General features: G+C 60.9%; 11 protein-coding genes and 1 tRNA gene. 9 read left to right on the top strand and 3 right to left on the bottom strand.

Features of this window, described 5'->3' with window-relative positions; genetic code table 11:
* The first annotated feature begins 23 nt into the window (after nucleotides 1–23).
* From proS to IB285_RS05870, 3 genes are all read left to right on the top strand, one after another.
* Nucleotides 24–1568 carry a proline--tRNA ligase gene (gene proS / locus IB285_RS05880; RefSeq protein WP_190787297.1) on the top strand — a complete coding sequence of 515 codons (1545 nt, stop codon included), beginning with the start codon at nucleotides 24–26 and terminating at the stop codon, nucleotides 1566–1568.
* A gap of 85 nt (nucleotides 1569–1653) precedes the next feature.
* Complete coding sequence (gene rnr, locus IB285_RS05875; RefSeq protein ID WP_190787296.1) at nucleotides 1654–3951, top strand: ribonuclease R; 2298 nt, start codon at nucleotides 1654–1656, stop codon at nucleotides 3949–3951.
* Nucleotides 3952–3998: 47 nt separating this feature from the next.
* Nucleotides 3999–4514: a peroxiredoxin-like family protein gene (locus tag IB285_RS05870; RefSeq protein ID WP_190787295.1), complete on the top strand. Its 516-nt coding sequence runs from the start codon at nucleotides 3999–4001 to the stop codon at nucleotides 4512–4514.
* On the opposite strand, the gene IB285_RS05865 is transcribed toward IB285_RS05870, so the two are convergent.
* Entirely contained in the window at nucleotides 4511–4963 is a 453-nt protein-coding gene (locus tag IB285_RS05865) for a universal stress protein (RefSeq protein WP_190787294.1), read from the bottom strand. The genes IB285_RS05870 and IB285_RS05865 overlap by 4 nt on opposite strands.
* Before the next feature lie 127 nt (nucleotides 4964–5090).
* Between IB285_RS05865 and IB285_RS05860 the strand changes: the two genes are divergently transcribed.
* The 5 genes from IB285_RS05860 to IB285_RS05840 all read left to right on the top strand — a co-directional run bounded on the left by IB285_RS05860 (nucleotide 5091) and on the right by IB285_RS05840 (nucleotide 9176).
* On the top strand, nucleotides 5091–6518 hold the full coding sequence (locus IB285_RS05860; protein ID WP_190787293.1) for a 2-oxo acid dehydrogenase subunit E2: 1428 nt from the start codon (nucleotides 5091–5093) through the stop codon (nucleotides 6516–6518).
* Nucleotides 6515–6994: a hypothetical protein gene (locus IB285_RS05855; RefSeq protein ID WP_190787292.1), complete on the top strand. Its 480-nt coding sequence runs from the start codon at nucleotides 6515–6517 to the stop codon at nucleotides 6992–6994. The genes IB285_RS05860 and IB285_RS05855 overlap by 4 nt, the downstream gene beginning before the upstream one ends.
* 22 nt (nucleotides 6995–7016) lie before the next feature.
* Nucleotides 7017–7376 carry an acyl-CoA thioesterase gene (locus IB285_RS05850; protein WP_234033078.1) on the top strand — a complete coding sequence of 120 codons (360 nt, stop codon included), beginning with the start codon at nucleotides 7017–7019 and terminating at the stop codon, nucleotides 7374–7376.
* Between the two features lie 188 nt (nucleotides 7377–7564).
* On the top strand, nucleotides 7565–8980 hold the full coding sequence (lpdA, locus tag IB285_RS05845) for a dihydrolipoyl dehydrogenase (RefSeq protein ID WP_190787291.1): 1416 nt from the start codon (nucleotides 7565–7567) through the stop codon (nucleotides 8978–8980).
* A gap of 7 nt (nucleotides 8981–8987) precedes the next feature.
* Nucleotides 8988–9176: a hypothetical protein gene (locus IB285_RS05840; RefSeq protein ID WP_190787290.1), complete on the top strand. Its 189-nt coding sequence runs from the start codon at nucleotides 8988–8990 to the stop codon at nucleotides 9174–9176.
* A 15-nt stretch (nucleotides 9177–9191) separates the two neighbouring features.
* Here IB285_RS05840 and IB285_RS05835 read toward each other — a convergent pair whose 3' ends face one another.
* A complete protein-coding gene (locus IB285_RS05835; protein ID WP_190787289.1) occupies nucleotides 9192–10532 on the bottom strand; it encodes a putative bifunctional diguanylate cyclase/phosphodiesterase in 1341 nt (446 codons plus the stop codon).
* A gap of 624 nt (nucleotides 10533–11156) precedes the next feature.
* Nucleotides 11157–11246 (bottom strand) — tRNA-Ser (locus IB285_RS05830).
* A gap of 152 nt (nucleotides 11247–11398) precedes the next feature.
* Between IB285_RS05830 and IB285_RS05825 the strand changes: the two genes are divergently transcribed.
* Nucleotides 11399–12433: a lytic murein transglycosylase gene (locus tag IB285_RS05825; RefSeq protein WP_190787288.1), complete on the top strand. Its 1035-nt coding sequence runs from the start codon at nucleotides 11399–11401 to the stop codon at nucleotides 12431–12433.
* Nucleotides 12434–12533 lie beyond the last annotated feature (100 nt).

Genomic DNA, 12533 nt, shown 5'->3' with positions numbered 1-12533 from the left:
TTACAGCAGGAATATCACCGCCCGTGTCCAACATCCGTCACGCCCTTACCGTGAAGCGCGAAGACGATTTCGCCAAATGGTATCAGGAAGTCATCAGCGCCGCCGATCTCGCCGAAGAATCCGGTGTGCGCGGCTGCATGGTTATCAAGCCATGGGGATACGGCATCTGGGAGCGCGTGCAGCGCCTGATGGATGATCGGATCAAGCAGGCCGGCGTCCAGAACACCTATTTCCCGATCTTCATCCCGCTCGCCAATTTCGAACGTGAGGCGGCGCATGTCGAAGGCTTCGCCAAGGAAATGGCCGTTGTCACCCATCACCGCCTGATCGCCGATGGAAAGGGAGGTCTGATCCCCGATCCCGAGGCAAAGCTGGAGGAACCGCTGGTCGTGCGGCCGACCTCCGAAACGATCATTGGCGATGCGATGAGCCGCTGGGTGCAATCCTGGCGCGATCTGCCGCTATTGCTCAACCAGTGGGGCAATGTCGTGCGGTGGGAAATGCGCACACGCATGTTCCTGCGCACGAGTGAGTTCCTTTGGCAGGAAGGGCACACCGCACATGCGACGCGGGAGGATGCGCTCGAAGAAACGCACCGCGCGCTCGAAATGTACCGGGCCTGCGTGGAAGAGGATCTCGCGCTGCCGGTCATCGCCGGCGAGAAGCCGGAAAACGAGCGCTTCCCCGGCGCCGATGAAACCTGGTCGATCGAGGCGATGATGCAGGATGGCAAGGCGCTTCAGGCGGGCACCTCGCACTATCTCGGCACAAATTTCGCGAAGGCCGCGAGCATCCAGTATCAGGACCGCGAGGGCACACAGCAATATTGCCACACCACCAGCTGGGGCACATCCACGCGGCTTGTCGGCGGTCTCGTGATGACCCACGGCGACGATGATGGCCTGCGCGTGCCGCCGCGCGTTGCACCGCATCAGGTCATCATCCTTCCGATCCTGCGCGACAAGCCGGAAGACGAGGCTTTGCTCGCCTATTGCGAGGAATTGCGCGCTGGTCTGGTGGCGCACAGCGCGCTTGGCGAGCCTGTCCGCGTGCTGCTCGACAAGACACCGGGCAAGGCGTCTGCGAAACGGTGGGACTGGGTGCGCAGAGGCGCGCCGGTCATCCTCGAAGTCGGTCCGCGCGATATGGAAAACGGCAAGGTTGCAGCGATCCGCCGCGACACGCTGTGGAATGCCGAGACCGGCAAACTCGCGACTGAGTTCGTCCTTCGCGATGAATTCGTATCGGGGATCGGCGCGCTGCTCGAAGACATTCAGGGTAGCCTGTTCAGCGAAGCGAGCGAACGCCGCGATGCGAACATCACACGCGGCGTGACCGAGTGGGATGAGGTCGTGCAATTCTACAAGTCGAACGGCAAGTATCCGGGCTGGGTCGAGGTGCAGTGGTCCAAACCCACCAGCGAGGCGCTTGAGAAGGTGGTTGAGCGATTGAAGGCTGAAAAGCTCACCATCCGCAACGTGCCGCGCGGAAGCGACGCGGCGGACGGTGCCTGCATCTTCACCGGCGAACCGGCGGTCGAAAGGATCCTTGTCGCGCGCGCATACTGACGCTGGTCGGCGGATACGCTGATACAGGGCAGGCGCAGAGCGATCGAAGGTGACAGGCGAGGGGCACTCGTCCATAGGCCGTGCCATGGCCAAACGACACAATCAGCGCCCGCAGGGTATGCCCAGCAAGGCGCAAGTCCTTGAATTTATCCAGTCCTCTGACAAGCCCGCAGGCAAACGCGAGATCGCCAAGGCGTTCGGCCTCAAGGGCCAGGAAAAGATCGGGCTCAAGAAACTGCTGAAGGACATGGCCGAGGAAGGCCTGATCGACGGCAAGAAAACCGCCTATCACCGCATGGGCGGTGTTCCCAAGGTCACCGTGCTGCGCGTGGTCGCGATCGAGGATGGCGAACCGATTGCCGAGGCGGACAACTGGGCGCCCGACGCTCCGGGAAGCCCGCCGCGCATCACGCTCAAGGAAATGAAGGGGAAGGGCGGGAAACGTGCCCCGGCGCTGAAGCGCGGCGACCGGGTGCTGGCGCGCACCGAAGAGCGCGATAGCGGTTGGATCGCGCATCCCATGAAAAAACTGCCCGCCAGAACCGAAGGTTTGCTGGGCGTGGTCGAGATCGACGGCGGCGGTAAGGCATGGCTGGCACCGGTCGACAAACGCATCCGCAATTCCTCTCCGATCAGTGATCTGGGCGAAGCCGATGAGGGGCTGCTTGTGCTAGCCGAGCGCACCGGCCGCAATGAGCGATCGGGCGTGAAGGTGGTCGAGGTCATCGGCGATCCGCTCGCCCCCAAAAGCTTCAGCATGATCGCGATTGCCAAGCACGGGATCCCGCATGTCTTTCCCGATACGGTCCACGAAGAGGCGCGGCGTGCTGCCGAATTGCCGCTTTCGGAGGATAAACGCGAAGACCTGCGGCATTTGCCCATCGTCGCGATCGATCCCGCCGATGCGCGCGATCATGACGATGCGATCTGGGCCGAGCCGGACCAGCAGGGTGGGTTCGACGCGCTGATCGCCATCGCCGATGTCTCCTATTATGTCCGGCCCGGATCGGCGCTCGACAGGGAAGCGAGAAAACGCGGCAATTCGGTCTACTTCCCCGACCGGGTGGTGCCGATGCTCCCCGAAATCCTGTCCGCCGATGTGTGTTCGCTGCGCGAGGATGAAGACCGCGCGGCGATGGCCTGTCACATCAAGATCGATGCAAGCGGCCACGTCACCGGTTTCCGCTTCACACGCGCGATCGTTCGCATCCATCACAACATTCCGTATGAAGACGCGCAGGCGGCGGTCGATAACGGCGATCCGCCCGAATACCTCGCCAATCTGTGGGCGGCATGGAAACTGCTTGCCGATGCGCGGGCCAAGCGAGATCCGCTGGAGCTGGACTTGCCCGAGCGGCGGGTGATGCTGAACGATGAGGGACAGATCGAGGAGATCGCCGTACGCGAACGGCTCGACGCTCACCGCGTGGTCGAGGATTTCATGATCGCCGCGAACGTCGCTGCGGCAAAGGCGCTTGAGGCGAAGAACTCGCCTGTCGTCTACCGCGTCCACGAAACGCCAAGCCGCGAGAAGCTGCTCGCTTTGCGCGAATACATGGCGACGATGGGCAAGAAACTGGCGCTCGGCCAGGTCGTCACTCCAGGGTTGTTCAACCGGATGCTGAAGGATGTCACCGACGAATCCGAAAAGGCGCAGGTGATGGAGGCGGTGCTGCGCAGCCAGACGCAGGCCTATTACGGCCCTGCCAATGCCGGGCATTTCGGGCTCGCGCTCGGTTCGTATGCTCACTTCACATCGCCGATCCGGCGCTATGCCGACCTGCTCGTCCACCGCGCGCTGGTCGATGCCTACAAGCTCGAACAGCCCAAGCCAGGCAACGGTCTGCCGGAAGGCACCGGCCTATCTGACAAGGACCGCGCGAGCCTGCAGGAGGTTTCCGACGCCATCAGCACGAGCGAGCGACGCGCGATGGAAGCAGAACGCGACACGATCGACCGCTACGTCGCCGCATGGCTTTCGGGCCGGGTGGGGGAGACATTCGACACGCGCATTACCGGGGTGCAGGGCTTCGGCTTCTTCGCGACCATTGTCGGCGTCGGCGGCGACGGCCTGGTCCCGATCTCCGTGCTGGGCGATGAGTACTTCCGCCATGATGAGGCATCCCAATCGCTGATCGGCGAGAGGTCGGGCACGACCTATTCCGCGGGCGACCGGCTCAAGCTCAAACTGGCCGAATCCAACGCGCTTACAGGCGCGCTCAAATTCGTGCCGGTCGATGCCGATGGCAATGCGATCGAGGCGCGCGGGCGCAGACCCGAACCGAGGCGGCGAGGCGCGGGAGGGCCGAAGAAGGGCAAGTACCAGACGGGCAAACGCGGGCGCCCCGGCAATATCCGGCATCAGGGGCGGCGCAAGAAATAACGGAACGCGCGGGCGCAGCACTCATTGATCCCGTGAAGGAGAAGACAATGCTCAAACCCGGACAGAAAGTGCCCACCCTCGACCTGCCGCTGACAATAGGCGCGCAGTACGACCTTGCCAAGCAATCGCCTGAAAACTTCACGGTCGCGGTCTTCTATCGCGGCAAGCACTGCCCGATCTGCAAAGGCTATCTGGAAGAGCTCGCCGGAAAGCTTGGCGAGTTTACCAAGCGCGGCCTGAACGTCGTTGCCGTATCCATGGACGCCAAAGAACGTGCGATGGTCGTCGACAAGGAATGGGACACCGGTGACGTGCCGCTCGCATACGACATGAGCGAGGATACCGCGCGCGAATGGGGTCTTTACATCTCGCAAAAACGCGAAGGTAGCGACGAACCGGAAGTGTTTTCCGAGCCAGGCCTCTTCGTGATCCGACCCGATGGCGAGCTCTATTTTGCCAGCGTCCAGAACGCACCGTTCACGCGCCCGCCCCTCGATCAGCTTCTGCAGGGCCTCGATTACGTGATGAACAACGATTACCCGTCCCGCGGCACGCTCACCTAGTTCGTATGGTCGCTCTTGGTCTCGTCGTAATCCGCCGGGATGACATAGAGCGGGCAGGGCAGGTCGCCTGCATGGGCTGAGAAGTGCTGGACGAGCGGGCCGGGGCTGCTGCCCCTGGCCGCGCCCAGAACCAGCGCGGCGACTTCCCGATGTCCGTCGAGAAATTCGGTAACAATTTTCTGGCCGTTGCCGATCTTTACCGAAATCGTCGGCATCAACCCGCTTTCGGCGAGCAGATTTCCGGCGACGCCGTGAGCCAGCATTTCGGCGCGGTCACGGGCCTCCTGCTCGATCGTCGCCTGCACGGCGCCGAACGCGCTCACATTCTGCTGGCGCACGATTGCGAGGATGTGCACCGCACCGTCGACTGCAACGGCGCGCCGCGCGGCATAACGCAGCGCCGAGCGCGCTTCTTCGCTGTCGTCGGTCACCACCAGAAACGTGCGCATCGCTGCCCTCCCGAAGCCTGCCTGTGCGAGCTATCCTTTCAAATGGTTTCGTATGCAAGGTCTTGCCGCGAGCCTGTGGATTCGTCACAGACTACAGGCAAACGCCCCAACGGAGATCGACGAGTCCATGGCCATAGAAATCAAGATGCCCGCATTGTCGCCCACGATGGAGGAAGGGACACTTGCGAAATGGCTCGTAAAGGTTGGAGACACGGTAAATTCCGGCGACATCATGGCGGAAATCGAGACCGACAAGGCAACGATGGAATTCGAAGCGGTCGATGAAGGCACACTTGCCGCAATCGTGATTGAGGAAGGTACGGAAAACGTCGCCGTCGGCGCCGTCATCGCGATGCTCGCCGAAGAGGGCGAGGATGCGGGCGATGTGAGCGCCCCTTCGCAAGACGAAACGCCCGCGCCATCTCCATCACCGGCACCGGCACCCGCTCCTGCGGCGAAAGATGGTCCGCCCGCAACACCGACAGCGCGCAAGCTGGCCGAGGCGAACGGGGTCGATCTGACGCAGATCGAGGGGACCGGGCCGAATGGCAAGATTACCAAGGGCGACGTCGAAGGTGCGATGGGCGGGGGAGAGGCATCGTCCGTTACCGGCGCGGCGCCTGAGCCCAGCCCTGCACCTGCACCCTCGGCTTCTTCGGGAGAGCGCATCATCGCCTCCCCGCTTGCAAAGCGCATCGCCGAGCAGAAAGGCATCGATCTGTCGGCAGTGAAGGGCACAGGTCCCAATGGCCGCATCGTCAAAGCCGATGTCGAAAGTTTCGATCCGGCGAGCGCGCCTACTCCAACTCAGGAAATGGCAAAGCCTGCAGCTCCAGCGAAAACGCCCGCAGAAACCGAATTCGGCGCACCTTACGAAGAGGAAAAGCTCACCAATGTGCGCAAGGTGATCGCGCGGCGTCTCACCGAAAGCAAGCAGACCGTCCCGCATTATTATCTCGCCATGGACATCAACCTCGATCCACTGCTTGCGCTGCGCACGGAGCTCAATGCCAGCCTCGAGGCGGACGGCTTGAAGCTTTCGGTCAACGATCTGATCATCAAGGCGCTGGCCCGGGCATTGATGCGCGTGCCGCAGTGCAATGTCAGCTACCAAGGCGACACGATGCACAAATATTCGCGCGCCGACATCTCGGTCGCGGTGGCGGCGCCGACAGGCCTGATCACGCCGGTCATTACCGAGGCCGATACCAAAGGCTTGGCGCAGATCTCGAAAGAGATGAAGGAACTCGCCGGGAAAGCGCGCGACGGCAAGCTTCAGCCCCACGAATACCAGGGCGGAACCGCTTCGCTTTCGAATCTCGGCATGTTCGGGATCAAGCAATTCGATGCCGTCATCAATCCTCCTCAGGGCATGATCCTGGCGGTTGGAGCGGGCGAGCCGCGTCCCTATATCGTTGATGGAGCGCTGCAGGCTGCAACAGTGATGACGGCCAGCGGCAGCTTCGATCACCGCGCTATCGATGGTGCGGACGGTGCGCAATTGATGGAGGCGATCAAACAGCTGTGCGAAAACCCGATGGGATTGGTGGTTTGACGAAAGACCGAAGTCGGCTCTGGTTCGGGATTATCGCGGCGGCGCTGACAGTGACCGCCTGCGCTCAGGGTGATGAGCGCGATACGACCGCGCCCACGGCCCGGACGATTGACGCCGGGACTCCGCCGCGCCCTGTTCAGATCGGTTTCGACGGGCCGCGTTTCGATGCCTGCGCGGGCTATGGCCGCGTTACCAACCTCAACGCGAGCAGCGACCGCGAATTGCCCGTGCGCTCCGCTCCATCGGGCAGTGCGGACGAAGTCGACCGGCTCGCTGCGGGACGCGGTGTGTCGATGTGCCAACAGGTCGGCAACTGGATCGGCATCGTTTACGCGCCAGCGGGCGAGGGAGAGAACCAGGGGCAGGGCGAAGAACGTTGCGGAACCGGATCGCCAGTGCCGAGTGTGCGCGCCTATGAAGGGCCATGCAAGTCGGGCTGGGTGAACGAAAACTTCATCGAGCTGATCGCGAGCTGATCACTTGGATCAACGTGACCCCATGATCCGTGCGACCGCTATGCCGACCGATCTCAATCCCTATGGCGGGGTGTTCGGCGGTTGGTTGATGGCGCAGATGGCTCTGGGAGCAGGTTCGCTTGCAAGCCGCGTTGGCAAGGGCAAGGCGGTGGTCGTCCATGCCACCGATTTCACCTTTCCGGGCGCAATGGATGTCGGCGATGAGCTGTCGGTCTACTGCGATGTTACCGCGACCGGAAACACCTCGCTGACTATCATAGCCGAAGGGGTGGGGCGAGAACGCAACGGCGAGGGGACGACAACAGTGTCACGCGGGACATTCAAATTCGTGCTGCTTGATGAGGATGACCGGCCCAGATCGGTGCGATCCGAGAATGATTAATCGCTGTCCTACAGGCCGCGCATCGTGCCATGAAACGCGCATGTTTGAGGCTGCGTACCCCTTCCCGACCTTCGTGCGAAAAAATCCCGTAAAATCAGCGTGCTTTTCACGCCCAGGACCGTGTAACATGCGGTCCATGTCTCCGCGCAGACCACTCTATCGAAACCCCCTCCCCAAGGAATTGATCAATGGCTGACACATCGTACGACGTCGTCCTTCTAGGCTCTGGCCCCGGTGGGTACGTCGCGGCGATCCGCTGCGCGCAGCTCGGGCTGAAGACCGCCATCGTGGAGCGCGAGAACCTGGGCGGCATCTGCCTCAACTGGGGCTGCATCCCGACCAAGGCGATGCTGCGCTCGGCCGAGATCAAGCACTTCATGGACCATGCGGCGAGTTATGGCCTGAAGGTGGCGGGCGAAATCGAGGCTGATCTGGATGCCATCGTAAAGCGCAGCCGCGGTGTTGCTAAACAGCTCAATCACGGCGTCGGGCACCTGATGAAGAAGAACAAGATCGCCGTTCACATGGGGGAGGGCACGCTGACCGGGCCGACTTCGCTGACGGTAAAGGGTGAGAAGGGAGAGGAGAAGCTCTCCGCCAAGCACGTGATCGTCGCCACCGGCGCCCGTGCGCGCGACCTCCCGTTCGCGCCCGCTGACGGCAAGCGCGTTTGGACCTATCGCCATGCCATGGTGCCGCCCGAAATGCCGAGCAAACTGCTGGTGATCGGATCGGGCGCAATCGGTATCGAATTCGCAAGCTTCTACAACGACATGGGCGTCGACGTGACCGTGGTGGAGATGCTCGATCGGATCGTGCCGGTCGAAGATGCGGACGTGTCGACCTTCTTGGAGAAGAACCTCAAAAAGCAGGGCATGACGATCATGACCGGCGCCGGGGTCGAAGACCTGAAGGTCGGCGGCAAGGGCGTGACAGCCAAGATCAAGGACAAGGCGGGCAAGACCGAAACCACCGAGTTCAGCCACGTCATCGTCGCTATCGGCATTGTCCCGAACACCGAAGATGTGGGGCTTGAGAAGCTCGCCGAAATGGACCGCGGTTTCATCCAGATCGATGATTACGGACGCACCAAGTCGAAAGGTCTCTGGGCAATTGGCGATTGCACGCCCGGCCCGTGGCTGGCGCACAAGGCGAGCCATGAAGGCGTGACATGTGCCGAGGCAATCGCGAAGGAACTCGGCAACACAGACGTGCACCCGCATCCGCTGAATCGCGATGCGATCCCCGGTTGCACCTACTGCCATCCGCAGGTCGCGAGCGTCGGCATGACCGAGGCGAAGGCGAAGGAAGCGGGCTATGATGTGAAGGTCGGCAACTTCCCCTTCATCGGCAACGGCAAGGCGATTGCGCTGGGCGAAGCGGAGGGCTTCATCAAAACAGTGTTCGATGCGAAGACCGGTGAGCTGTTAGGCGCACACATGGTTGGCGCGGAAGTGACCGAGCTGATCCAGGGCTACACGGTCGGGAAGACACTGGAAACGACCGAGGCCGAGCTCATGCAAACCGTGTTCCCGCATCCGACGCTTTCGGAAATGATGCACGAAAGCGTGCTCGACGCCTACGGCCGCGCACTGCATTACTGAGCTATCGATGACAGATCGCAAGGACGCCGCTGACAACCCCTTTCTGAGCAAGGATGACCTTATCGCTCACCTGAAGGGCAAGATGTTCCCGAGGGGAAAGCACTTTGCGCCCTCGCTGGTGATGTGGGGCGATCCCCATGGCGAGGAGCATGACGTGGACCACCTGGAACACATGCCCAAGCCAGATGAGGAATGATGGCGCGAGAGGCTATCAGGCGACCTGACGCCGATTTGGCGAGGCTGCGCGATCCGGGCTGACAAATGCCGATGGCTTCGCAAAATGATATCCCTGCAAGCAGGTGCAGCCCAGTTCGCGCATCGCGTCCGCTTGTTCGCCCGCTTCGATCCCTTCGGCAGCAACAACCATATCGAGCGACTTTGCCATCGAAACCACGGCGCTGACGACCGCCTGGCTATTGGCAGATCCTTCGGCGGAGGACTGCGCGAATTTCGGGTCGATCTTGATCATGGAGAAGCGCATCTTCTCGATGTAGTTGAGAGACGAATAGCCGCTGCCGAAATCGTCGAGGGCGAACGAAACTCCGATAGCGTTGAGCCTTTTGACCAGATCCTGAAGGTCATCGTCCATTTCGAGTACAGCGGATTCCGTAAGTTCCAGGACAAGTCGGTCCGGTGACAGCCCGCTCAAGGAAAGAGCTTCGACCACAGTCGCAAAAAAGCCGTTGTTGATCAGCTGGAGCCTCGACACATTGACGGCCAACTTCACATGCGCAGGCCATTTCACGGCCTCTGCGCAGGAGGTGTACAGAAGCCATCCTCCGAGCTCATCGATCAGTAGATTCTCCTCGGCGATCGGGATGAAGTCCGCAGGCGACACCGATCCCCTAATCGGGTGGGTCCAGCGCATCAATGCCTCGTAACACAGCACCCGGGAGCTGGAGGCATCAAACATAGGCTGGTAAGACACCGTGATCTCACCGCGTCCAAGCGCAAACTGTAGATCCCGTTCGAGCAATGCCCGCTCTTCCAGACGCCCGCGCATTTCCCTGCGGTATGCCGCATAAGTGCCGCGGCCCCGGTTCTTTGCTTCGTACAATGCGAGGTCCGCATTGGTCATCAGTACACTGGTCGACGAAGCCTCGCGGTCGATTGCGGTCAGTCCGATTGATGCGCCGATCGACACATCTTTCCCTTCTATGCGGAATCCGCTGCCTACTTCTGCGATGATTTCTGCGGCGACCTGCTCTGCTTTCTCCATCGATTCAGGGTGCGGCAGAAAAAGACCGAATTCGTCTCCACCCAGACGCCCGATGATTGCGTCCTCACCGCCCGCCTTGCGGAAACGTTTGGCGGTCTCGCAAAGCAATCCATCGCCAACCGCGTGACCGTAAACATCGTTTACTTGTTTGAAGCGATCCAGATCGATGAGCATGAAGGCCGCGGTCTGGCCTTTACTCGCGCACTCTGTTGCTTCCTGATCGAGCAGGGCGCGGAAGTGGTCGCGTGCGAACAATCCGGTGAGGCTGTCGTGCCGTGTGATATAGAGAAGCTGCTCGTTGGCAGCCTTTATCGCTGCGCGGTTATTTGTCACCGTTCGCAAGACAATGAGCGTGATTGAGCAAGCGAAAATCGCCAGCGCGATCATAAAAGAGAGCAAATAGTTCTGATTCCGCGCGACAGTGAGCCTTGCTGCCGTGGCCGCATCGTTTGAAGGCGACGCAGCTGGCTGCGCCGCTCGAGGCGACGGACTTCTTTCCTCTGTTTGCAGACCCCCTGAAGCATTGGCTTGGGAGGCTTGTGCACTCGTCAAATCAAGCGCTGGCATCGCACCAACAGCATGCGCGCTGCAAGCCAGCGCAAACGCCGCTGCGAGTGTCCCCCATGAGAATAGCTTCATAGCTCCGATCCGATGCTCTCGGGCGCGATGCCTACGCCGATGACGGGGCATTTTTAGCGGAGGGACCTCTCAAACGGAGTTCATCGATATCGTTAAAATAGTAAGAAATTCGCCGCGAGCCGCTTGAAGGGATCAGCATGAGGAATCTTTCCGAGGCTTGCAGTGCTGCGATTATGACTGGTTAGCGAAAGGTAAACCCGCGCAGCCATCCCAAACTTACTTCAAATATCCCGTTATCGATATTTGCGATTTGAAGGCCTGGTGACGCTGATGGCCCCGCCGATTCGAGTTCGCGACCGTGCCAATTGGCTGGAAGAGTGGCGGACAGGGTGGGATTCGAACCCACGAAGGGTTTGCACCCTTGCCGGTTTTCAAGACCGGTGCATTCAACCGCTCTGCCACCTGTCCGCTCGGCAATGCGCGCTAATGGCATGTTGAGCGCTTGTCACGCCTTTCGATGAATCGCTCCGACTGTTTGGTGACGACAATCGTGCCGAAATGACCGGATAATAGCCGGATCCGTTGTTGGGGATTCATGAAAAGTGTGAGAAATGAGGGGGATGATTATTCGCTCCCTTCTCGCCGTTGCCGCGCTTCTTTCGCTCTCCGCTCCTGCGTCCACTGGCCTTGCCCAGAGTACGGCGGTCGATGGCATTTCCTTCGACGCCTATGTCGAGCAATTGAAGGCGCGCGCCAGATCGGAGGGGGTTAGCGAAGCGACGATCCAGCGCATGACGGCAGGGCTCACACCCAATGAACGCGTTATTCGCCTTGATCAGGGACAACCGGGACGCCCCACGCGGCGCGGATATCCGGCACTCGCGCCGTATATCTCGACGCACGTCAATTCGACCCGGATTGCGGGCGGCAGGACTGTTTTTCGAGAAAACCGCAGGCAGCTGCGTGCAGCCGAAGATAGGTACGGCGTCCCGGCGGAAATTATCGTCGCCATTTTCGGGCACGAGACGAGTTATGGCCGGATCCGAGGCAATTTCGATCTGGCGCGCAGCCTTGCGACCTTGGCGTGGGAGGGGCGCCGCAGGGAGCTGTTCTCCGGCGAATTCATCGCTCTGATGAAGGTCGCGGATCGAGGATATTCGCGCGATCAGCTTGTGGGTAGCTATGCCGGTGCCTTTGGCAATCCGCAATTCCTCCCATCGGTATATCTCCGCCTGGCATCGGATGGAGACGGGGACGGGCGCGCGAACATTTTCACCAATCGCGCGGACACCTTCGCCTCGATCGCCAATTATTTCCGCGACGCTGGCTGGCGCACTAGTCAGCCATGGGGTGTCCGCGCCTACGTACCGAGCGGTTTCAACGTGGATGCCTACAAGACCGAACTGAAGGCGCAGGTGTGCCCGCGTGTTCACGAGCGGCACAGCCAATGGAAAACTGTGCGCGAATGGCGCGATCTCGGCGTGCAGCCGCAGCGCCCCTTGCCCGATGATACGCTCGTCTCGCTATTCCAGCCCGACGGTCCCGGTACACGGGCATGGCTTCTCACCGGAAATTACCGCGTGATCCTCGAATACAATTGCTCGAACTATTACGCGATGAGTGTCGGATTGCTCGCGGACGAAATCGTGAACTAAGCGCACGGCGATCCTCGCAAAGCCTGGGCGCTCGCGTTATATGCCGCGCGTGAATTCGTCTCTTTCCAGATCGATCCTGGCTTTTGTTATAGCCATTTCC

It is taken from the genome of Erythrobacter rubeus (assembly GCF_014705715.1).
Lineage (GTDB): Bacteria > Pseudomonadota > Alphaproteobacteria > Sphingomonadales > Sphingomonadaceae > Erythrobacter > Erythrobacter rubeus.
This window is presented reverse-complemented; position numbering and strand designations above follow the sequence as displayed.

Excerpts from the sequence above, each read along its gene's own strand:
- rnr (WP_190787296.1), top strand. The coding sequence starts at position 1,654 with ATGGCCAAACGACACAATCAGCGCCCGCAGGGTATGCCCAGCAAGGCG.
- IB285_RS05870 (WP_190787295.1), top strand. The coding sequence starts at position 3,999 with ATGCTCAAACCCGGACAGAAAGTGCCCACCCTCGACCTGCCGCTGACA.
- IB285_RS05865 (WP_190787294.1), bottom strand. The coding sequence starts at position 4,963 with ATGCGCACGTTTCTGGTGGTGACCGACGACAGCGAAGAAGCGCGCTCG.
- IB285_RS05860 (WP_190787293.1), top strand. The coding sequence starts at position 5,091 with ATGGCCATAGAAATCAAGATGCCCGCATTGTCGCCCACGATGGAGGAA.
- IB285_RS05850 (WP_234033078.1), top strand. The coding sequence starts at position 7,017 with ATGATCCGTGCGACCGCTATGCCGACCGATCTCAATCCCTATGGCGGG.
- lpdA (WP_190787291.1), top strand. The coding sequence starts at position 7,565 with ATGGCTGACACATCGTACGACGTCGTCCTTCTAGGCTCTGGCCCCGGT.
- IB285_RS05840 (WP_190787290.1), top strand. The coding sequence starts at position 8,988 with ATGACAGATCGCAAGGACGCCGCTGACAACCCCTTTCTGAGCAAGGAT.
- IB285_RS05825 (WP_190787288.1), top strand. The coding sequence starts at position 11,399 with ATGATTATTCGCTCCCTTCTCGCCGTTGCCGCGCTTCTTTCGCTCTCC.